Source organism: Clostridium felsineum DSM 794 (assembly GCF_002006355.2).
GTDB classification, from domain to species: Bacteria; Bacillota; Clostridia; order Clostridiales; family Clostridiaceae; genus Clostridium_S; species Clostridium_S felsineum.
Genome location: NZ_CP096980.1, coordinates 2,266,173 through 2,288,162 on the forward strand (window position 1 = coordinate 2,266,173; position 21,990 = coordinate 2,288,162).

At 29.4% G+C, this 21,990-nt stretch carries 18 protein-coding genes and 2 pseudogenes; all 20 read left to right on the plus strand.

Going from position 1 to position 21,990, the window contains the following annotated elements; all coding sequences use genetic code 11:
- The first annotated feature begins 175 nt into the window (after positions 1-175).
- The 20 genes and pseudogenes from typA (at position 176) to ftsA (ending at position 21,982) form a co-directional block, all read left to right on the plus strand.
- Entirely contained in the window at positions 176-1,993 is a 1,818-nt protein-coding gene (typA, locus tag CLFE_RS10670) for a translational GTPase TypA (RefSeq protein WP_077832758.1), read from the plus strand.
- A gap of 26 nt (positions 1,994-2,019) precedes the next feature.
- Entirely contained in the window at positions 2,020-3,039 is a 1,020-nt protein-coding gene (mltG, locus tag CLFE_RS10675) for an endolytic transglycosylase MltG (RefSeq protein WP_077892656.1), read from the plus strand.
- Positions 3,040-3,054: 15 nt separating this feature from the next.
- Complete coding sequence (locus tag CLFE_RS10680) at positions 3,055-3,705, plus strand: O-methyltransferase (protein ID WP_077892655.1); 651 nt, start codon at positions 3,055-3,057, stop codon at positions 3,703-3,705.
- The gene (locus CLFE_RS10685; RefSeq protein WP_077892654.1) at positions 3,698-4,918 is read left to right on the plus strand and encodes a peptidase U32 family protein; all 1,221 of its coding nucleotides are present in this window, start codon (positions 3,698-3,700) and stop codon (positions 4,916-4,918) included. The genes CLFE_RS10680 and CLFE_RS10685 overlap by 8 nt, the downstream gene beginning before the upstream one ends.
- A 63-nt stretch (positions 4,919-4,981) precedes the next feature.
- Complete coding sequence (locus CLFE_RS10690) at positions 4,982-6,613, plus strand: penicillin-binding transpeptidase domain-containing protein (RefSeq protein ID WP_077892653.1); 1,632 nt, start codon at positions 4,982-4,984, stop codon at positions 6,611-6,613.
- Between the two features lie 142 nt (positions 6,614-6,755).
- Positions 6,756-7,106: pseudogene (locus tag CLFE_RS10695) on the plus strand (sigma-70 family RNA polymerase sigma factor); the annotation flags it as partial.
- 368 nt (positions 7,107-7,474) lie between these two features.
- Positions 7,475-8,308 carry an alpha/beta fold hydrolase gene (locus tag CLFE_RS10700; RefSeq protein ID WP_077892652.1) on the plus strand — a complete coding sequence of 278 codons (834 nt, stop codon included), beginning with the start codon at positions 7,475-7,477 and terminating at the stop codon, positions 8,306-8,308.
- 531 nt (positions 8,309-8,839) lie between these two features.
- A complete protein-coding gene (locus CLFE_RS10705; RefSeq protein ID WP_077832764.1) occupies positions 8,840-9,214 on the plus strand; it encodes an acyl carrier protein in 375 nt (124 codons plus the stop codon).
- Positions 9,204-10,439 carry a beta-ketoacyl-[acyl-carrier-protein] synthase family protein gene (locus CLFE_RS10710; RefSeq protein WP_077892651.1) on the plus strand — a complete coding sequence of 412 codons (1,236 nt, stop codon included), beginning with the start codon at positions 9,204-9,206 and terminating at the stop codon, positions 10,437-10,439. Before CLFE_RS10705 ends, CLFE_RS10710 begins: the two co-directional genes overlap by 11 nt.
- Positions 10,440-10,456: 17 nt before the next feature.
- Entirely contained in the window at positions 10,457-11,716 is a 1,260-nt protein-coding gene (locus CLFE_RS10715) for a beta-ketoacyl-[acyl-carrier-protein] synthase family protein (protein WP_169850889.1), read from the plus strand.
- Between the two features lie 4 nt (positions 11,717-11,720).
- Positions 11,721-13,010 carry a beta-ketoacyl-[acyl-carrier-protein] synthase family protein gene (locus tag CLFE_RS10720; RefSeq protein WP_077892649.1) on the plus strand — a complete coding sequence of 430 codons (1,290 nt, stop codon included), beginning with the start codon at positions 11,721-11,723 and terminating at the stop codon, positions 13,008-13,010.
- 16 nt (positions 13,011-13,026) lie between these two features.
- Positions 13,027-14,040 carry a hotdog family protein gene (locus tag CLFE_RS10725; protein ID WP_077892648.1) on the plus strand — a complete coding sequence of 338 codons (1,014 nt, stop codon included), beginning with the start codon at positions 13,027-13,029 and terminating at the stop codon, positions 14,038-14,040.
- Positions 14,041-14,058: 18 nt separating this feature from the next.
- A complete protein-coding gene (locus CLFE_RS10730) occupies positions 14,059-14,637 on the plus strand; it encodes a hypothetical protein (protein WP_077892647.1) in 579 nt (192 codons plus the stop codon).
- Positions 14,638-14,647: 10 nt separating this feature from the next.
- Positions 14,648-15,382, plus strand: coding sequence for an SDR family NAD(P)-dependent oxidoreductase (locus tag CLFE_RS10735; protein WP_169850888.1), 735 nt, complete (start codon positions 14,648-14,650; stop codon positions 15,380-15,382).
- Positions 15,383-15,528: 146 nt separating this feature from the next.
- Positions 15,529-15,738, plus strand: coding sequence for a hypothetical protein (locus CLFE_RS10740; RefSeq protein ID WP_077892645.1), 210 nt, complete (start codon positions 15,529-15,531; stop codon positions 15,736-15,738).
- Between the two features lie 53 nt (positions 15,739-15,791).
- Positions 15,792-17,426: a recombinase family protein gene (locus tag CLFE_RS10745; protein ID WP_432706062.1), complete on the plus strand. Its 1,635-nt coding sequence runs from the start codon at positions 15,792-15,794 to the stop codon at positions 17,424-17,426.
- A 26-nt stretch (positions 17,427-17,452) separates the two neighbouring features.
- A pseudogene (locus CLFE_RS10750) lies at positions 17,453-17,830 on the plus strand (sigma-70 family RNA polymerase sigma factor); the annotation flags it as partial.
- Positions 17,831-18,092: 262 nt separating this feature from the next.
- Positions 18,093-19,151: a type IV pilus twitching motility protein PilT gene (locus CLFE_RS10755; RefSeq protein ID WP_077832849.1), complete on the plus strand. Its 1,059-nt coding sequence runs from the start codon at positions 18,093-18,095 to the stop codon at positions 19,149-19,151.
- A 140-nt stretch (positions 19,152-19,291) separates the two neighbouring features.
- Positions 19,292-20,569, plus strand: coding sequence for a glycosyltransferase family 2 protein (locus tag CLFE_RS10760; protein ID WP_077832850.1), 1,278 nt, complete (start codon positions 19,292-19,294; stop codon positions 20,567-20,569).
- 153 nt (positions 20,570-20,722) lie between these two features.
- Positions 20,723-21,982, plus strand: coding sequence for a cell division protein FtsA (gene ftsA / locus CLFE_RS10765; RefSeq protein WP_077892644.1), 1,260 nt, complete (start codon positions 20,723-20,725; stop codon positions 21,980-21,982).
- Positions 21,983-21,990 lie beyond the last annotated feature (8 nt).

The following is a 21,990-nucleotide window of genomic DNA, read 5'->3' on the forward strand; positions in this document are numbered from 1 at the left end:
GTCATAGGAATTTTATATAAATATTTTTTATGAAATAGTTTACTTAAGATTAAGTACATTGACTTTTTAAATACTTAATATTAAAATATTAATTGTTACTAGAAAATTGGATGCTTTACGTGTCCAATTTTTATTTATGATTTCACGCAGATGTGAAATATACGGAGGAAGAGAAATGGAAAAAATTAGTAGAAAAGACTTAAGAAATATTGCTATAATAGCCCACGTTGACCATGGTAAGACTACATTAGTTGACGCTTTACTTAGACAAAGCCACGTTTTTAGAGCAAATGAAAAAGTAGAAGAAAGAGTAATGGATTCTAATGACTTAGAAAAAGAAAGAGGAATAACTATACTTTCTAAAAATACATCTTTAATGCATGATGGTATCAAAATAAATATAGTAGATACTCCAGGACATGCTGATTTCGGTGGAGAAGTTGAACGTGTACTTAAAATGGTAGATAGTGTACTTCTTTTAGTAGATGCATTTGAAGGTCCTATGCCTCAAACTAAATTCGTACTTAAAAAGGCATTAGAGCTTAAACTTAAACCAATAGTTGTAATAAACAAAATAGATAAACCAAATGCTAGACCTTTAGAAGTTGTAGATGAAGTTTTGGATTTATTTATAGATTTAGGTGCAGACGAAAATCAATTAGATTTTCCAGTAGTATATGCTTCTGCTAAGGCAGGTATTGCTAAACTTGAAGTTGAAGATGAAAGTGATTCAATGGAGCCACTTTTTGAAACAATCGTTAAATACGTTAAAGCACCAGAAGGATATCTTGATGAGCCACTTCAAATGCTTGTTTCTACAATAGATTCAAATGAATATGTTGGTAGAATTGCAATTGGAAGAGTAGAAAGAGGATCTATAAAGAAAAACCAACAAGCTGTTTTAATCAGACGTGATGGAGCAAAAGAAAATGTAAAAATATCAAGCTTATTTACTTATGAAGGACTTAAAAGAGTAGAAGCTGATGAAGTTAAATTTGGAGATATTGCTGTAGTTTCAGGAATTCCTGATGTTAATATAGGAGAAACTATTGCAGATTCATCAAATCCAGAAGCATTACCTTTTGTTGATATTGATGAGCCTACATTAAGCATGTTCTTCATGGTAAATGATTCTCCTTTTGCAGGTAGAGAAGGTGATTTCGTTACTTCAAGACATTTAAAAGATAGACTTGAAAAAGAATTAGAAACAAATGTAAGTTTAAAAGTTGAACAAACAGATTCAGCAGATAAATTTAAGGTAAGTGGAAGAGGAGAACTTCATCTTTCAATTCTAATCGAAACTATGAGAAGAGAAGGATACGAGTTCCAAGTATCTAAGCCATCTGTAATATATAAAGAAGAAAACGGCAAGAAGCTTGAGCCAATCGAAGAGCTTACAATTGATGTACCTGAAGAATTCATGGGCGTTGTAATGGAAAAGCTTGGACCTAGAAAAGCTGAACTTGTTAACATGACTTCAGCAGTCAATGGTTATACAAGATTAGAATTCAAAATACCTTCAAGAGGTTTAATTGGATTTAGAAATGAATTCATGACAGATACAAAGGGAAATGGAATAATGAACTCTACACTTGTAGACTATGAACCATTTAGAGGAGATATTCCTGAAAGATCAAGAGGATCAATAGTTGTATTTGAGACAGGAGTTTCAGTTGTTTACGGATTATACAGTGCTCAAGAAAGAGGTAGATTATTTGTTGGTGCTGGAGTTGACGTTTACGAGGGAATGGTAGTTGGAGAATGTTCAAGAGCTGAAGATATAGATGTTAATGTTTGTAAGAAAAAACATCTTTCTAATACTAGATCTTCAGGAGCTGACGATGCATTAAAACTAGTACCTATTCCAGATATGTCTTTAGAGAAATGTCTTGAGTTCATAGCATCAGATGAATTAGTTGAGATTACTCCAAAGAGCATAAGAATGAGAAAACAAATACTAGATACAAACTTACGTAAGAAAAAAAGAAAGTAAATAGCTTTTAAAGGAATGGATAATATATGAAGTTAAAAACTATTTTGAAAAATAAAATTTATATATCTTTGTTTTTGGTTATAGTATTAATTGGCACAGCAGCTATATATTTTAAACATTCCATGGATTATCCTTTTAAAGTTAAAAATGATGTTAGTTTTTATGTAAAGAATGGAGATAATCTTAATTCGGTTACAAATAGATTAGCATCAAATAATATAATTAAAAGTAAAGTGTTTTTAAAAGCTTACATTAAATATAATAAAGTTCCCGGTGATATAAAGCCGGGACTTTATTCAATAAAAAAAGGTGAATCCATGAAAAAGTTCCTTCAAGATATAGCACAAGGGAATTTCTCAAATGATTATGTAAAGGTTACAATACCAGAAGGATACGATGTAGATGAAATAGCTAGTTTATTTGACAAAAAAGGATTAATAAAAAAAGATGATTTTATTAATGCATGTAAAAATTATAATATTCCTAGCTATATAAAAAATGATAATGCTAGAAAATATAAGGTTGAAGGCTATCTTTTCCCAGATACATATGAATTTAAAAAGGGTACAAAGGGAGAAGATTTAATTAATACTATGATTAAGAGATTTAATGAAGTAATAAAAGAAGCAGAAAAAAATACAAATAAAAGTGCAAGTGACATAGATCAAACTATTATAATGGCGTCTATTATTGAAAGAGAAGCGGAAATAGATAAGGATAGACCAGTAATTGCTTCCGTATTTTTTAATAGACTTAAAATTAAAATGAAGCTCCAATCTTGTGCCACAGTAGAGTATGCACTTGGGCATCATAAAAATAAACTATCTAATGAGGATTTGAAGATTAAATCTAATTATAATACTTATTTAGTGGATGGAATGCCAGAAGGACCTATATGTTCTCCAGGGAAGGCATCAATTGAGGCAGCGCTAAATCCTGCTAATACAAATTATATTTATTTTGTTTCTAACAATGATAGAACACACTCATTTACAAACAATTATCAGGAATTTTTGAAGATAAAGAAGAAAACTCAAGGATTTTAATTTGGAGGAAAATTTATGGGCAAGATAATGCATGACTACATAAGTGACTATATTAGAAACCTGATTCCTGAGCATGACGGCATATTAAAAGAACTAGAAGAATATGCAAAGGAAAATCATGTACCTATAGTACACAAGGAAATGGCAAAATTTCTTGAATTCATGATGCAGATGAAAAGACCTAAGAGAATACTAGAACTAGGAACAGCTATAGGGTATTCTGCAACTTTAATGGCATTAAATTCCAATGCAAATATTACTACTGTAGATAGAAGCGAAGAAATGGTTCAAATAGCCAAAGAAAATATAAAAAAATTCGGATTAGAGAATAGAATTAAAGTTTTAAATGGAGAATGTATAGATGTAATTAGAAGTCTAAACGAACAGTATGATATTATTTTTATAGATGCAGGAAAAGGGCATTATGAGGACTTTTTTAATGAGAGTCTTAGAATTCTAAAGGATGATGGTATAATAATCGCCGATAATGTATTATTTAGAGGAATGGTTGCAACAGATGAACTTTTAAAGAGAAGAAAGATTACAATAGTTAAAAGAATGAGAAAATACCTTGATATGGTTTCAAATAGAGAAGATTTAACTACAACAGTAATTCCAATGAGCGATGGAATTGCAATTACAACAAGGAGGCAAAATAATGAATAAACCTGAACTTTTAGCACCAGCTGGTAATTTGGAAAAGTTAAAAACAGCTATTGAATTTGGTGCTGATGCTGTATATTTAGGTGGTAGCAAGCTTAATTTAAGAGCTTTTGCAGATAACTTTTCTGTAGAGCAGTTAAAAGAAGGAATAGAGTTTGCACATAGTAAAAACAAAAAAGTTTATATTACATTAAATGTTTTTCCTCACAATGAGGATTTAAACGGTCTTGAGGAATATTTAAAAGAACTTTATGAAATTGGGGCAGATGCTATTATAGTATCCGATCCAGGGATAATTATGACAGCTAGAGAAGTTGTACCGAATTTAGAGCTTCATCTTAGTACACAAGCCAATAGCGTAAATTATAAAACAGCTATATTTTGGCATAAGCAGGGAGTTAAAAGAATAGTTGTTGCAAGAGAATTATCTTTAAAAGAAATAAAGAATTTTAAAGCTAAGATACCTGAAACTTGTGAAATAGAGGCATTTATACATGGTGCTATGTGTATATCATATTCAGGAAGATGTCTCCTTTCAAACTATATGACAGGAAGAGATTCAAATAGAGGAGCTTGTGCTCAACCTTGCAGATATAAATACTCTTTGGTTGAAGAAAAGAGACCAAATGAATACTTCCCAGTTTATGAGGATGAAAAAGGAACATACATAATGAATTCTAAGGATCTATGTATGATAGAGCATATACCAGATTTGGTAGAAGCTGGTATTAACTCCTTGAAAATTGAAGGAAGAATGAAGAGCGCTTATTATGTGGCATCGGTAGTAAAGGCATATAGAGAAGCAATTGATACTTACTTTGAAAACCCAGAGGAGTATAAATTCAATGAAAAGTGGATGGAATATCTTACTAAACCAAGTCATAGAGGATATACTACAGGCTTTTACTATGGAGAAAAGGATAGACAATACTATGATTCTTCAGCATATGTAAGAGACTATGATATAGTAGGTATTGTTAGAGGTTATGATAAAGAAACAGGCGTGGCAGTGGTAGAACAAAGAAATAAGTGCTACACTGGCGATAAAGTAGAAGTTTTAAGACCACATGGAGATAATTTTGAAATAGAGCTTAATGATATGAGAAACAAAAAAGGAGAGCCAATTGAAAATGCACCAACGGCTCAAATGATATATACAATTAAAACAGAATATGAACTTGAAAGTGGAAATATGCTCATTAAAGCTAAAAAATAAATACTTTTATTGAATAAAACACCTTATTTTAGTCTAGAATTGATTAAAGTGAGGTGTTTTTTTATGAATAAGAGAAGTAAAAGATGTAGAGCGATTTTTAATAATGAAGGTAAAAGGTGTATAGTCATTTTTTTTATAATATTTTTAGGATTTTCGTTTCTGTGTACAAGATTATATATGATTATGAATGTTTATAGCGAAGATTTGGAGACTAATTACAATAATCCGAATTCCTCTAAGGAAATAGTTAAGAATATAAATTATGATGTTGTAGATTGTAATAGTAAAAGTATGCTTACCTTTAATAGAAAGTATTATGCAGTTGTAAATCCATATACTTTTACTAGAAATAATAGTGATACCAATAAAAGGGAGCTTTATGCCTTATCATATATATTAAAAAATTATGATAATAAATATGATTTAGCAAACATAGATATTAAAAATAAGTCCAGTAAGATTTATTGGAGTATAAATGAGACACTATATAAAGATATATTAAAGTTCAAGAGTGTAAATGGAGTGTATGCTTACTATGTTGATGAAGTTAATAGAGATAAGGCTTCAGACATATGTAATATATTAACTAATCCTATGGACAAAGACAATAAAAAATTTAAATCTAATAATTCTATTGAAAAAGCTATATATAATGAATTTAAAAAGTATCCATTTCCAGAGAAAAATTTTGTAAGTGACTCTAATGGAAATTTAATTTCAGTTAATGGAGATGATACTAAAGACAAATCCCAGGTTAAGTTAACCATTGATACAGAAATTAATAACAAAGTTCAAAATATACTTGATGGCAGCAATTTAAAACAAGTGTCAGCAATTGTTATGCAAAGTGATAATGGAGCTATAAGGGCTATGGCACAAAAGGATAAATATGCCCCTAACATAAATCTAGGAGGGGGAGGAATATACTACCCTGGTTCTATTTTTAAAGCAATAGTAGAAGAAGCTGCTATAGAAACAGGTAATTTAGACTTAAATAAACCTATTAAAAATACGGGAAAGTTTAGTGAGGATAAAATTTATGATTATTGTACTCCAGAACAAGCATTTATAATATCATCAAATGATGTTTTTATAAACATAGGTCATCTGGCTGGATTTGATAACATATATGAGATGAGTAAAAGACAAGGTATGTTTAACAAAGTTTTGGATTTTGATTTGGAATCATCTGGAAGACTAGATAATAATGATTCTAATAGTGAGGGTAATTTAAGCTTACTTTCCTATGGGCAAAGCATAAGGGTAACGCCGATAGAAGCGATATCAATACCTAATACTATAATTAATAGGGGAATATATGTAAAGCCCCATATTATTGATTCCTATGTTATAAACAATACCTTAAAAGAGAGTCCGATTTACAGTTCAAGGGTAATGAAGGAAAGTACAGCAAATATAATGAAAGATCAATTTCAAAAAGTACTTACAGATAAAAATGGAACGGGTAAACTAGCTTATACTAATAATAAATGTATAGGTGGTAAGACAGGAACTGCTCAAAGAATAAATTCTAATAATAACAAGAGTGTAGATGGATGGTTTGTTGGATTTTTTGATTTAAAGGGAATAAACTATTCAGTAGTTGTATTTGTACCTGAAATAAATGAGAATTCTAGTGGAGGTATGGATGCAGCACCTATATTTAAACAAATTGTAACTGAACTAAATAAGTAGCTTTAGAAATTTATTTATTTAAAAGGAACAAAAATTACTTTTAATGAATAGTATAAATTGATAGTGTTTCTCTTTTAGACTTTAATGATAGCGATATATTGGTAAATAGTTATTTTCATAAGCATTATTAGGAGGATTACCTGTGTTTGTAATGTATTGTTTATTTAATATAGTGGGGAGTATCACATTTTTTGTGGCTTATATTGGCAATGGTGCATCATTTCCTCAACCACTTTCAGAAAGTGACGAAAAATATTATCTGGAAAAGTTAAAGGAAGGTGATCCCCTTGCAAAGAATGTACTTATAGAGAGGAATTTAAGGTTAGTAGCTCATATAGTAAAGAAGTATTCTTATTCAGGAAAAGAAGTTGATGATTTAATATCAATAGGGACTATAGGACTTATAAAGGCTATAGATTCATATAATTCATCAAAGGGTACTAGGCTTGCAACTTATGCTGCCAGATGTATAGAAAATGTAATATACGCACTAAGGCAACATAGGGTTACATATATAAATAATTAAAACTTTCAGTGAATAAGTTCTGAAAGTTTTAATTATTTATATATTACTTATTTGTGACCTCATATAATTATTGAAAACCTTCAAATGAGCTAGCTCTATCACTGATAATAAATTTACTTTAATAATATAATGTGCTTGAAAATTCAAACAATTTACAATTAGATCAAAAAGTATTATTATTCCATATAAGGGTAACTTGTTAGATTATTCAAAAAATGGATTTCCACTTAAAGTAGATAACTTAGTTGCCATTAATTCATAACTGTGGATTAATGGCTAATTTGTATTATGTTAATAATATGCAATGAATATTAGGTAGATTTGTGAGGTGCTTTATGGAAACTAAAAAGCTTGAAAATAAGCATAGGAGTATAGCATATTATATAGACGGAACTAAGTGTTCTCATAAAATATTGCTATTTTTAAATGGTCTGTATGTAGGTAACACATCCTGGATTAAACAAAAAAGATATAAATATTTTAGGGATAATTATAAAATTATTTTTATGGATTATCCAGGAGTGGGAGAATCAATTGAAAAAACTGCTGATAATTATGGAATGGATGATGTTGTAGATATAATAAGGAATATTTTGGATATGGAGAGAGACGGATTTGAAGAATGCAATCTAATTGGATATTCAGTAGGTGGAATGATTTCCTTGAGATTTATGTATAGATTTCCAGATTGTATTCAAAAGTTGGTTTTATTAAATACAGGTGCAGATGTAGATGAAGTTATAGCTAATAAAATATATGATATTACAAAGAGATTACTAACATGTGAAGAATCTTTAGAAAGTATTTTTAAATCAGTATATCCATTACATCATTCAAGTGAGTATTTAGAGAAAGTAAAAGATATGGAAAATAAAATAATTGAAGCATATGTTAAGTATAACAAAGATAGAATAGCTCTTGGTAAATTTTTAAAATCTATTAGAAATAGACCAAATTTAAGAGAATCATTTAAGAAAATAAAAATTCCAACCTTAATAATAGGAGCTGATGAAGATAAAATATTTGATCATAAATATCAGGATGAACTAGTAGATAACATAGAAATCACTGAATATCATAATATAAAAGCATGTGGACATTCATCATATATTGAAAAGTATAGAGAAATAAATAAATTGATGGAAAATTTTTTTAGAAAACAGTATTAGAAAAGTAGGCAATTAGTGGTAAAACTAATGCCTACTTTTATCGTATAATTTTACTAATAATGTGGAGGATGATTTTTAATAAATAATTTAATTTGTAAAGTTATGGACGTTCTAAGAATTTTTAAGATAAAAATCTAAAAACAAATTCTATTTATGTACGGAGAACTATCCTATTAATTACTCCAAATTTTTTAATCCAATAATTGAATACGTTTACTTTTGCATTATATGCATGTATTGTTTTTCAATTTATTTAAATTATTTTATAAAAATAGGTAAGATTATTTTTTTGCTTTTAGTCCATTAAAAGTAGTTATACAAAATATGTTATAATTTATTTATTATAACATATTTAGTTAATTGTACATAAAAGAGTGTAAATGAATATTTTGGAATTTTTTTAAATATATTTACTTAATATCAAGTATATATATATAGTTTAAGAATATAAGAAATATAGAATTAATTGTAATAAATTAATAAAATGTGTTATTATATAAGATATAGTTAATTAATAGGAGGAAACTTAAAATGGATAAAAACAATGAAGAATTAATAAATATGTTGGGAGAAATATTAGGTATTGATGATCCTGAGGAAAATATCTCACTTGAGTCTAATCTAGTGGATGATTTAGGTGCAGAGTCTATAGATTTTATTGATATATGTTTTCAATTAGAAAAGGGTTTTAAAATTGGAAAAGTAGTATCAAAGGATATATTCCCTGAAAAGTTAAGAAGTGATGCTGATTATGATGAAGAAGTATTAGATGAAGTTGTTAAGCAGTATCCTTATTTACAAGGAGAATTGGTAGAAGAAATGAAAAGTAAAAAGAATTATACAGCCATATTAACTGTTAAAGCTATTTGTAAGTTTGTAGAGTGGAGACTACAAAATGCAAAGTAAAGAACAAGTTGTAGTAACTGGAATTGGATTGGTTACACCATTAGGGTGTGATTATGAAAAAGTTTGGGAGCTTAGTTTGTCAGGAAATAATGGAGTTATAAAATTAGAAAAATCTTATGAAGCTCTTATGAAATATGGAATTCACGTTGGAGGGGTTAGTCCGGAGGTTTCCTTTGATAAATTTAAAGGATTGGACAAGCGAAAGAAGCTCAAATTAAAAAAACTAAATAAATCAACAAAAATGTTGGTATATAGTGGATTAAGTGCCTTAGAGGATGCGGATTTGGATATTAATGTTGATTCAGAAAGGTACAACATAGGGGCAATTGTAGGAACTGGGACAGCTCTTGACAGTTTATACGATGATGTAGAAGTAGATGAAAGAAACCCTAAGTGGTTTTTGGAAACTTATCCAAACATGATGCTTGGATATTTATCTATAGCAGCATCACTAAAGGGATATGGAACAACTATAGTAAATGCATGTGTTGGAGGAACTCAGGCTATAGGAGAAGCATTTAAAAAGATTCAAAATAATGAGGAACAGTTAATGTTAGCAGGAGGCGTTGATGATAAATTATCAAAAATTTACGCATCAGGTTTTAGTAGATTAAATATGTCCTCAAATAATACTGATCCTGAGTCAGCAATTAGACCCTTCGACTGTAAAAGAGATGGTTTTGTGATAGGACAAGGGGCATGTATATTGGTGCTTGAATCATTAAGTCATGCTAAAAAAAGAGGAGCTAAGATTAAGGGCAAAATAGTTGGCTATGGAAATTCTATGGATGCTACTAGTATTTCAGATACATCTAGTGATGGAAAAGCAAGAGCAATGACACAAGCCTTAGCTGATGCAAATTTAAATGCAAAAGATATAGGATATATTAATGCTCATGGCACGTCTACAAGGATAAATGATAAAGAAGAAAGTATAGCTATAAAAAAAGTATTTGGAGAAGATGCATATAATATTCCTATTAGTAGTACAAAGTCCCTAATTGGACATACATTTGCAGCATGTGGTGCCATTCAAAGTTTTATATGTATTAAGAGTCTGCAAGATCAAAAAGTTCATATTAATAGAAATTACGATACTGGCGATGATTATTGTGATTTAAATTATTTGAGAAATAATGCTGTTGATGTTGATATGAAATATTGTATTTGTAATACAAGTGGTCTAGGTGGATATAATTCATCATTAATTTTTCAGAAAATATGAAACAGTATGGAGGGTATATGAAGGAAAGTATTGTAATTAGTGGAATTGGAATTATAAGTGTTTTAGGATTAGGAATTGAACCTCATATGGTGGCATTAAAATCAGAAAAGGTTAAGATGAAAGAGGGTATAGGTTCAAATTTTGAAGATATTACAGGTATAATAGATAATATTAATGTAAAGAAATACGTTAAAAATAAAAAATCAATAAGGTTTTTTAACAAACAGACTAAGCTTGCTTGCAGCAGTGCTAAAATAGCTATTGAAGACGCTAAGTTAACAGAGGAAGATATAAAAAAAGATGAGAGAATGAACGGATTAATTCTAGGAGGCGCACATTCTAAAAGTTTAATTCCTATGGCAGATGCTCTTGTTTCATGCGTTGATAAGGATGATAATACTTTAAATTATAGCAAAGTTGGACAAGAAGGATATAGGAACTTATCACCACTTTGGATACTCAGCAGGCTGCCTAATACATCAGCTGGACAAGTAACTATAGAAAATGGAATAAAAGGACTAAATTATACTGTAGTAAATGGTGTAAATAGCGGAATTGTTTCTATTGGAGAAGCTTTTCTTGCTGTGAAGCAGAACCGTCAAGTAAGAATTATATGTGGTGGAGCTGAAGATGAAGTCTTTCCAGATTTTGTTTATGAGTTGAAAAAGGATAATTTGATAGCAGATTGTGCTGATGATAATAAAGTATTTGGTAAGAAAAGTAAGGGATATTTATGCGCAGAAGGTTCATCTTTATTTGTAGTAGAGAAAGAGAGAGAAGCACTGAAAAGAAATGCTAATATTTATGGAGAAATAATTGGGTATAGTAATTATTATATACCAAATTTAAGAGAGATAAAAAGTGAGGAAGAAATGGCTGTTCATATGGAGAAGTCTATGAGAAATGCTATAAAGATGGCAGATATAGCTGAAGAGGATGTGGATTTTATACAAGCCAGTGCAGGTGGACTAGTAATGTTAGATCATGCTGAATCAATTGCTATAAAAGAAGTGTTTTCAAAGGATGTTTACATTACAGAAACACAATCTTACGTTGGAAATACTTTATCGGCTTCTGGGGCAGTATCAGTAGCATTTGCCTGTTTACATCTCAAAAATAATTTTATTGCTCCAATTTCAGAAAATGATGATTTGTTTTTGGATGATGAACTAAATTATGTAAAAGGTAAATATATTGACAATGATAATAAAATATGTATAGTTAATTCATTTAGCTATTTAGGAGAGTTATGTACTTTAGTCTTGAGAAAGAAGTGACAATATGAACAGAGTTGTTATAACAGGAATGGGAGCAGTGACACCATTTGGATTAGGAGTGGATACTTTATGGCAATCACTACTAAAAAACAAGAATGGAATTACAAAGCTGGAACTTGACAATATTAAGGGTGACATTATTGGTATAGGAGGATGTTTGCCTGAGGTTGATTACAATGATTATTTAAGTGAAGACAAAGAATTATTTTCATATATTCCACAAAATAAAAGTAATAAAAGTTTTTTTATGGCTGTATATGAGGCATTAAAACAGGCAAATTTAGATCCAAGAAAAATGGGTTCAACTGATAATATAGGAATGCTTATAGCAGATCGTGATTCTGAAATGATGGAGTATGTTGACAGGTATTCACCTTTAATGAGAGATTCAAAAACAGAAGATGTGTATGATAAAAACAAATATTATAAGCTTCTAAATTTGTTAGATAACAATAAAAAAGAAGAATTCAATGATAGAGAAAGTATTAATCATTATGCTGCAAGAAATTACAAAATAACTGGACCGCAGTTGAGTGTAGCTACAGCTTGTGCATCAGGAAATAACGCTATAGGTGAAGCTTTTTTAAAGATTAAAAGTGGATACATAGATATAGCTATTGCTGGAGGAGCATATAGTTTGGATTTGAAAAGTATGATTGGGTTTACTCGTATAGGCGCATTAACACCTAATGAAGATCCTGAAATTGCATGCAGACCTTTTGATGCTAATCGTGATGGCTTTGTTATGTCAAGTGGATGTGGAATATTAATACTGGAAAGCTTAGAATCTGCATTAAAAAGAAATGCTAAGATATTTGCAGAGGTGATTGGTTATGGAAGTGTGACTGATGCCTATAGATCCACAGACCCAGATCCAGAGGCAAGAGCAGCAATTGCAACAATGAAACAAAGTTTGCAAATGGCAAAGCTAATGCCTAGTGAGATAGACTATATAAATGCACATGGTACATCAACTAAGATGAATGATTATATGGAAACAATTGCGGTTAAAAATGTATTTGGAGATTATGCATATAAATTACCTATATCATCAACAAAATCAATGATTGGACATTCAGTAATGGCAGCAGCGGCAATCGAAGCTATAGTATGTATAAAAAGTATTAATGATGGAATTGTTCATCAAACAAGAAATTTTAGAAAGAGAGATCCAGAATTAGATTTGGATTACGTCAAAGAAGGACCGAGAAAAGTAGCTATTAATTACGCTCTTTCAAATAGTTTTGGATTTGGAGGACAAAATTCATCAATTGTACTTTCTAAATTTTGTTGAAAAGAGGATGATATAAATGGAGAGTAAAGTAAATGAAGATATATTAAGCGCCAAATTACCTGAGGATAAATACGCTCATTTAAGAAACTCTATATTAAGTTTTAAAAATAATTCATTGAGTATAAGAATAGATTCACAAATACAAAGTTATTTAAAGGATCATGTATTTGGTGTAGAAGCCTTCGTGCCAGCTACAATGATTATTGAAATATTATTTGAATCAGCGCTGTATTATTGTGAATACCATTTGAATATTGATGTATCAAAGTTAAAGCCAAGTAAAATGGAGCAACTTAGAATACTTAGAGCGTTAAAAATGAAACCAGGAAATTCAATAGACGTAGATATACAATTTAATAAATTAGTAAAAAATGAAAATGAAATCTATATGGAAATAACTATAGCTTCAAATAGAGTAAATACTGAAAATAAAGTTGTAGGAAGAAAGATTAATGTAACTTCAAAGGTTGTATTATCTGATAAAGCCTACGAACCAATAAAAGTGAACATACCTAAATGCCACTATAATTATTATAAATTACCTAAAAATCAATTCTATAAGGATTATTTTCCGTCACTTGGACCCTTGTTTCAAACCTCGTGTGCAAAATTTGCAATAGATGATAGTAGAACATTTTATGTAGCAGAATATGATTGTAATAACAATGAAGAAAGGTTCATTGAAGGTCAGAAATCTAGTTTTGTAACATCTCCTCTTGGCAATGATTCATGTCTTCAAGCAGCTGTATTCTTTTCAAGAATTATTAATCTGATTGGCAGACTACCAATAGGGGGAGAGGAACTCTACTTTTATAGGGATCATGTAAGATCAGGAAAAGTTAATGTTTTTGTAGAGAAGGTAGAAATAGATAATGATATGAAATGTAATATCTATTCCTATGACTCTAAGGGTGTTATATTTCATGCTAAGAATTTTATTGTAAGAAAATCACCCTATCACAAATTAATGGATAGACAAGCCTTTGAAAATAATATAAAGGCTTATAAAGTAGAACCTTTTGAGTTATAAAATTGGAGGTCTGGTTTCATGAATTGCAGTACAGTATATGTTTTTATAGGTAGTGCATTAGATAATAATATTATAAGAAAAAGCTTCAAAACGGATGGGATTTGTTTTGTGGATAAAGACTCTTTAACTGATGTTGAAGCTGATTATCAAACAAAAGTTAACTACATAAATTTAAACGATTCTCAATCAATAGAAAAAATATTTGAAGACATTGAGGGCATAAAAAGTATAGTAGTATGTCCGAGTATTAACAATGAATTAAAATACGATGAATTGTTATTGGATGTGGATAGGGTACTTAGAAAACTAGTTATATTTTCAAAGGGAATTTATCCAACTGCTATGAGAAATAAAGGAATTAAAGTATGGTTTTTAGATTCTAATGTAGCTAATAATGAAAATTATGTATTAACAAAATCTTTTAGTGCTGGAGTAAATGCTATTTCAAAAACCTTTGGTATGGAGTTGGCTAGAAAAAGTACAATAGTAAATTATATAAAATTAAATGATATTGATAATTTTGAGAAAATAAGTGATTTTATTGATTTGGTATCGGATAAATCAATATATTTAGATATGCAGAATTTAATTGTGTGAGATGAATGATATGGATAAAAAAATTGCGTTAATAACAGGTGGCAGTGGAGGCATAGGGGCTAAAATATGCAGTAAATTAGCTGAAAATAAATACTATGTTTATATAAACTGTAGAAATGAAGATAAGGCAAAGAAACTATTAGATGAGATAATAGCATTAGGAGGAGAAGGAGAGGTTTTAGCCTTTGATCTTAACTCTAAAGAATCACTGATAGAAGGAATAAATAAAATTAAATTTAGTAAAATTGATATTCTTGTAAATAATGCAGGGGTGTTAAGAGATAATATTATTTATAATATGAAGATGGAAGATTATGATTTGGTTTTTAAAACCAACTTTATAGCATGTTTAGATATGTATGATGCTGTACTTAGTAGGCTAGAAAAATCAGAAGCTCCAGTGGTAATTAATATGTGCAGTATATCAGGTGTTAGACCAAGAACTGGACAACTAGCCTATGGTGTATCAAAAGCAATGTTAATTGAATGGACAAAAAGTATGGCGAAATGCAATGAAAATATAAGATATTATGCTGTATCCCCAGGTCCTGTAGAAACAGAATTAATTAAAACCTCTAAGTGGTATAATGATAAAAAATCAATTAAAAGAATACCTTTAGGGAGATATGCTAAACCTGAGGAGATTGCAGATTTTATATCTTACATCATTGAAAATCCTAAAATATTTAAAAGTGGAAGCAACATAATATTAGATGGGGGATTTTTACAAACCACAAAGGAATAATCACAAAAAAGGTTATACGATTTTTCGTGTAACTTTTTTTGTCTAAAGAATTTTTATATAAGTTTTAGAGCTGTAAAATGATTAATAATTGTAAATGTTAAAAATATACATAGGTAATGGTAAAAGTATTAGGGAGGATGGCAATTTTGCCTAGATCGAACAATGTATATAGTATAAATGTACACTATCCTAGTGATAAATCAGCTTTAGTTCAACTAAGAAAAGGAATTGGAAAGGCTTATGTTAAATTCATACAAGATTACATTAAGACCTTGCCTATAGATGATAATAAGAAGAATGAACTTTACTTTAATGTAATAGAAAAACTGAAAATAGATAAAAATGCAAATTCTTAACTGTAAATTCTATTTTGTTTGTGAATTATATAATTATTAAGGTAGGGATCAGAATGAAGGCAGCTATATATTCTCGTAAAAGCAAATATACTGGCAAGGGCGAAAGCATTGAAAATCAAATTCAGTTATGCAAAGAATATGGATTGAAGTATTTAGAAATGTCCAAAGAGGATTTTATTGTATACGAAGATGAGGGGTTTTCAGGTGGAAATACTAAAAGACCTCAATTTCAGAAAATGCTAAAGGATGCTAAAGAGAGAAAGTTTAATATATTGATATGCTATAGATTAGATAGAATAAGCAGAAATGTATCGGATTTTTCTAATTTGATCAATGATTTAAATAGATATAGTGTGGATTTTGTGTCTATCAGAGAACAGTTTGATACTACTACGCCAATGGGGAGAGCTATGATGTATATAGCATCTGTTTTTTCTCAATTGGAGAGAGAAACTATTGCTGAAAGAATAAGAGATAATATGATAGAGCTTGCTAAGACCGGAAGATGGCTTGGAGGAATTACACCTACTGGTTTTCAATCGGAAGCTATAATAAAGGTGGATTCAGGTGGTAAAGAAAAAAAAATGTTTAAATTATCTGTTGTTGAGGAAGAAATTAATGTAGTTAAACTAATTTATAATAAATATGTTGAGTTGAAATCAATAACTAAAGTTGAAAAATATTTAATAATTAATAAGATCAATACTAAAAATGGACTAGATTTTCAAAGATATTCATTGAAGTTTTTACTTGGAAACCCTGTATACGCTGTAGCTGATAAAAATATGTATGAGTATTTAATTAGTAAAAATTATGAGGTTTATTCAGAATTAAAAGATTTTAATGGAATACATGGACTCATAGCCTACAATAAAACCTGTCAAAATAAAGAACAAAGTATAAATAGATTTAGAAATTCAAGCGAATGGATTATAGCTGTTGGAAAGCATCAGGGGGTTATTCCAAGTGATATTTGGATTGAGGCACAGAATTTATTAGAACAAAATAAATCAAAGGCCTATAGGAAAGTTAAAAGTAATCAATCTATTTTATCTGGTGTTTTAAGGTGTGCATATTGTGGAAGTTATATGAGACCAAAGGCAGTACAAAGAAAAAATTCTGATGGTGAACAGGTTTTTTATTATTTGTGTGAAATGAAAGAAAAAAGCAAAAAAACTCGCTGTAATGTTTCAAATATTAATGGAAATGTTTTAGATAAATTAATAATTAACGAATTGAAAAAAATCATCAAAGAAAAATTCCCCTTATTTCAGGATATGAATTTTAAAAAAACATTAATAGAATGTAATTATATGAGTTTGGAAAATGAATTAATAGAAAAGAAAATATCTGAAATTGATTTATCTATTATGAATATAATGAGTTCAATTGAAAAAGGTCAGCCAGAAAGTGTTTTAGAAATAATGTATAAACGTATGGAGAAGCTTGACAAAGAAAAGAAGGATTTAAATAAAAGGTTGTCACAAGCAAATAGTGTAGGTAAAAATTCTAAGTCTAACTCCATAAATATGGAATTTATTTATAAGAGCTTATGTAGTTTTAATGATAGTTCCTGGGAGCTTATGAATGTAGAGGATAAAAGAAACCTAATAAAGAGTGTGGTAGATAAAATTTTATGGGATGGTAAAAAAATTGATATGCTATTATTGGGAAGTGAAATATCCTGAACTTAAAATGTTTCCGAAGTGTGAGAATAGAAAATGAGATACTAATGCTTATAAGAAATAATAAAAAGAGTAAAAATGAGGTATACCTTCAAGATCCAATTGGTGTAGACAAGGAAGGTAATGAAATATCACTAATTGATATATTGAGCAGTGATGATGATTCTGTAATTGAAATAGTTGAAAATAGAATTCAAATAGGAAAATTATATGTAGAAATAAATAGAGTATTAAAGGGACGTGAAAAAGCTATAATTAAAATGCGATATGGGCTTGGTGATGGTAAGCCGAGAAATCAAAGAGAGATAGCTCAAATTTTAGGTATATCTAGATCCTACGTTTCTAGGATAGAAAAAAGGGCTTTGAAAAAACTTTTTAGGCAACTGAATGGAAGCTGTAAAATATAAAAGAATGTAATATAGCAATATAATTGTATTTATGTCAAATTTATTTTATAATTAAAATGTTATCTTAATAATACTGAAGAATATATATTAAAAAACAGCTAGTAGTAGTAAAATATTTATTTTAACTGTGGTTAAGAAAAGATAACTCGAATATAATAGAATTAAGCTTATGCTAAAACATAGAGTGAATAAGAAAAAAATAAATAGAAAACTTAATACTAGTGATATTCAGGGGTTATTGAATAGGGAGGAATATTTATAAATGAAAAACTTAAAAGACTTACTTAAAATACTTGTTGAAGAAGGTGCTTCAGATCTGCATATTACTATTGATATGCCGCCAGTAATTAGGGTGAATGGTGAGCTTAATGTGGTAAGTGATAAAAAAAAATTAACTAAAGATGAGATAACAGGGTATGCTAAAGAATTACTTAAGGAAAACTACGATAAATATTTGGAAATTGGAGAATTTGATACATCATATACTCTTAATGGAGTTGGCAGTTTTAGAATTAATGTATATAAAGGCAATGGAAATGATGCTATAGCAATCCGAAATATTCCATTAAAAATTCCTAATCTTAAGGAATTAGGATTTCCAGATGTTTTTGATGATTTAATAAATGCTAAAAGAGGACTCGTTTTAATTACAGGACCTACAGGAAGTGGAAAAAGTACAACACTTGCATCAATTATAAATGAGTTCAATTTAAAGACTACACGTCATATAATTACACTTGAAGATCCCATAGAATATGTACATAAAAATAATAAAAGTATAATTAATCAGAGAGAAATAGGTAGAGATAGTAAATCATATGTGTCTGCGTTAAAGTCTGCATTAAGGGAAGATCCAGATGTAATACTAGTGGGCGAAATGAGAGATGCAGAGACTATTTCTACCGCTATTATGGCAGCAGAAACAGGACATCTTGTGCTTTCAACACTACATACTATTGGTGCGGATAAAACAATAGATAGAATAATTGATGTATTTGAAGAGCGTAATAAGCAGCAAATAAAAATTCAACTTGCATCTGTTCTTAGAGGAGTATTATCACAGCAACTTTTAAAGAAAAAAGATAATTCAGGAAGGCTGCCTGCTTTTGAAGTAATGACTGTAACTCCTGCAATTCAAAATTTGATTAGAGAAGGAAAAACACATCAAATACAATCTCTTATTCAAACCGGAAATAAATATGGAATGATAACAATGGATAAATGTATAATAGATTTATATAAAAAGGGAATAATATCTTATGAGACAGCTGTACAATCAAGTGTAGATAAAGAGTTCGTAACAAAAATGCTGATATTATAGACTTAAGGTGAAAAAATAAAGTAGGAGAAGCTTGTTTTAAAAAAAATGCATTAAAAGTTAATAAATTTACAATTTCATAAAATACTATGGTATTTGATAAATTTTTGTGATAAAATAACTTTGTTTAGGGGGGATACATAGTGAATGAAGTAAAGTCCATACTACATGTGATTTCACGTGTCTTCACAAATACGGTTTTTATCATATCAATGTATTATCTATGTATATCATTCTTTGGAATTATTAGAAAAAAGGATGGTAAAGAATTTAAACCAGAAAAAACCTTTGCGCTTGTTGTAGCTGCACATGATGAAGAGGCAGTAATAAGTGATATGGTTGTGAGTTTAAATAAATTGGATTATCCCGATGATATGTATGACATATTTGTAATTGCAGATAACTGTAGTGATAACACTGCTAAAAAGGCACGCGAGAAGGGCGCAAAAGTTTATGAAAGAATAAACAAAGAGAAAAAGGGTAAAGGTTATGCTCTTGAATGGATGTTCAGCAAACTATTCAAAATGGATAAAAAATATGATGCTGTAGTAATATTTGATGCTGACAATTTAGCCTCTAAAAATTTTCTTAAAGAAATGAATAAGAAGTTATGTGAGGGTTATAAGGTTGTTCAAGGATATTTAGATAGTAAAAATCCTAGGGATTCATGGATAACAGGAAGTTATTCAATAGCCTTTTGGTCTACTGACAGAATGTTTCAATTATCTAGAAGTAATCTAGGACTTTCAAATCAATTAGGTGGTACTGGATGTTGTTTTGAAACTGAAATTCTAAAGAAATTGGGCTGGGGAGCAACTTGTCTTACAGAGGACTTAGAATTCACCTGCAAACTTGTGCTTAATGGTTACAAGGTAGGTTGGGCACATGATGCAGTTATTTATGATGAAAAGCCTCTTACACTTGTTCAATCTTGGCATCAAAGAATAAGATGGATGCAGGGATTCTCAGATGTAGCAAGTAGGTATTTTTTCAAACTCTTAAAAAGTTCAATAGTTAATAAGAGTTTTACTGCATTTGATTGTGCTATATATAGTATTAATCCGTTTATGACAATTTTGTTTAGCATATCGATGATTTTGGGATTTATAGATACATCAGTAGCGACTATACATAATATGCCATCTATGTTTAATACAGCAAGAATTTTTGAAATAACACCATTAAAAGTATTTTTATTTATAGCAGCGGTATTTCAATATGCGTATACACCATTTTTATTAGCATTGGATAAAAAATTGGATATAAGAATGATATGGTATTATGTTATAATTTATCCTATATATCTTATAACATGGCTTCCTATTACAATAATAGGTATCCTAAAGAAAAATAATAAAGATTGGAATCATACAAAACACACAAGAAGTGTTGATATATCTGATTTGGAAAAAGCTAACTAGAGAAAACTTATAATAGAAAGAGGGTATCCTTGATATCCTCTTTCTATTTATAATAAAATACAATTTAAATATATTTTTTTTATAAATAAAAGGGAATTTTATTTTTATGTTGAATATATAATTGTGCTTCTCTGTGAGGGGGGAATTAATTGTATGAATAATTATATTATAGGAATAGATGTGGGTTCATCCAAAATATGTATAGCATTAGGGAAGTTAACCAAAAAAGGCGAAGTGCAAATAATTGGTATTACATCTTCAAAATGCGAAGGAGTGAAAAAATCTATTGTTGTTAACATAGATAGTACAGCTGAATCTATAAAAAATTGTATGGCTAAATTAAAAAAGATGGTGGAATTTGATTTAAGCGATGTATACGTTGCACTCCATGGAAGCATAAGCGAGCTTATACATAATAAAGGTGTAGTGGCTGTATCCTCAGATGACAGAGCAATAGCTAGCAGTGATGTTAAGAGAGTTATTGAATCAACTAGGTTTATCTCTGTACCATCTGATAGAGAAATTATTGGAGTTGAACCACAACAGTTTATTGTAGATGGTTACGATAATATAAAAGACCCTGTTGGAATGAGTGGGACAAAGTTAGAAGCAGATGTGCATGTTATTACAGTAAATTCTAATGTTGTTGATAATCTTATTAAGAGTGTAAATAAGGCTGGATATCAAGTAAAGGGTTTATGTTTTGAACCAAAGATTGTTTCAAATGTGACTTTAAGCAAACATGAGAGAGAAAGTGGCTGTGTTCTTGTAGATGCAGGTAAAGAAAATATCAGTATTTCTATAATTAAAAATGATAATATAGTGTATATTGATAATATACCGTTAGGTGGAAGCAGCATAACACAAGATATAGCACTTGGATTAAAAATACCTTTTGATGAGGCAGAAAAATTAAAGCTGGATTATTCTGATATTGATGCTAATATCAAATCTAATAATGTTGATCTTAATGTTAAATTATCTGATGGGCAAAACTTAAAAATTGATTATAGCTTTTTTAAATTAATTGTACAATCTAGAATTGAAGAATTATATGAGCTTATAAGAAAGAAATTAATAAGAAAGAATTATTATAATGAAATAACAAATGTTGTAATTGTGGGTGGTGGTATTGCTTTAGTAAAAGGTTCAATAAGTGTTGGGAGAAGAGTCTTAGATAAAAATGTAAGAATAGGTTCTCCAAATTTTGTAGGAGCATCTAATCCAATATACGCTTCGGCGGTTGGAATTGTTAGCGATATAGGTTATAATATGAAAAGTAGTAGTTTGTTTAGTTATGATGAAGAAGATTTAAAAAATGAAAACGAAGATTCATGGAATAAAAATATTAAGAGAGACGAAGAAAAAAATATCTTTTCTAAAGTAAAGAGTTTTATTACAGATCTCTTTTAATGAGGGAG

What these genes read in the sequence shown, in the direction of transcription:
- typA (WP_077832758.1), top strand. Translation starts at nt 176, where the DNA reads ATGGAAAAAATTAGTAGAAAAGACTTAAGAAATATTGCTATAATAGCC.
- mltG (WP_077892656.1), top strand. Translation starts at nt 2,020, where the DNA reads ATGAAGTTAAAAACTATTTTGAAAAATAAAATTTATATATCTTTGTTT.
- CLFE_RS10680 (WP_077892655.1), top strand. Translation starts at nt 3,055, where the DNA reads ATGGGCAAGATAATGCATGACTACATAAGTGACTATATTAGAAACCTG.
- CLFE_RS10685 (WP_077892654.1), top strand. Translation starts at nt 3,698, where the DNA reads ATGAATAAACCTGAACTTTTAGCACCAGCTGGTAATTTGGAAAAGTTA.
- CLFE_RS10690 (WP_077892653.1), top strand. Translation starts at nt 4,982, where the DNA reads ATGAATAAGAGAAGTAAAAGATGTAGAGCGATTTTTAATAATGAAGGT.
- CLFE_RS10700 (WP_077892652.1), top strand. Translation starts at nt 7,475, where the DNA reads ATGGAAACTAAAAAGCTTGAAAATAAGCATAGGAGTATAGCATATTAT.
- CLFE_RS10705 (WP_077832764.1), top strand. Translation starts at nt 8,840, where the DNA reads ATGGATAAAAACAATGAAGAATTAATAAATATGTTGGGAGAAATATTA.
- CLFE_RS10710 (WP_077892651.1), top strand. Translation starts at nt 9,204, where the DNA reads ATGCAAAGTAAAGAACAAGTTGTAGTAACTGGAATTGGATTGGTTACA.
- CLFE_RS10715 (WP_169850889.1), top strand. Translation starts at nt 10,457, where the DNA reads ATGAAGGAAAGTATTGTAATTAGTGGAATTGGAATTATAAGTGTTTTA.
- CLFE_RS10720 (WP_077892649.1), top strand. Translation starts at nt 11,721, where the DNA reads ATGAACAGAGTTGTTATAACAGGAATGGGAGCAGTGACACCATTTGGA.
- CLFE_RS10725 (WP_077892648.1), top strand. Translation starts at nt 13,027, where the DNA reads ATGGAGAGTAAAGTAAATGAAGATATATTAAGCGCCAAATTACCTGAG.
- CLFE_RS10730 (WP_077892647.1), top strand. Translation starts at nt 14,059, where the DNA reads ATGAATTGCAGTACAGTATATGTTTTTATAGGTAGTGCATTAGATAAT.
- CLFE_RS10735 (WP_169850888.1), top strand. Translation starts at nt 14,648, where the DNA reads ATGGATAAAAAAATTGCGTTAATAACAGGTGGCAGTGGAGGCATAGGG.
- CLFE_RS10745 (WP_432706062.1), top strand. Translation starts at nt 15,792, where the DNA reads ATGAAGGCAGCTATATATTCTCGTAAAAGCAAATATACTGGCAAGGGC.
- CLFE_RS10755 (WP_077832849.1), top strand. Translation starts at nt 18,093, where the DNA reads ATGAAAAACTTAAAAGACTTACTTAAAATACTTGTTGAAGAAGGTGCT.
- ftsA (WP_077892644.1), top strand. Translation starts at nt 20,723, where the DNA reads ATGAATAATTATATTATAGGAATAGATGTGGGTTCATCCAAAATATGT.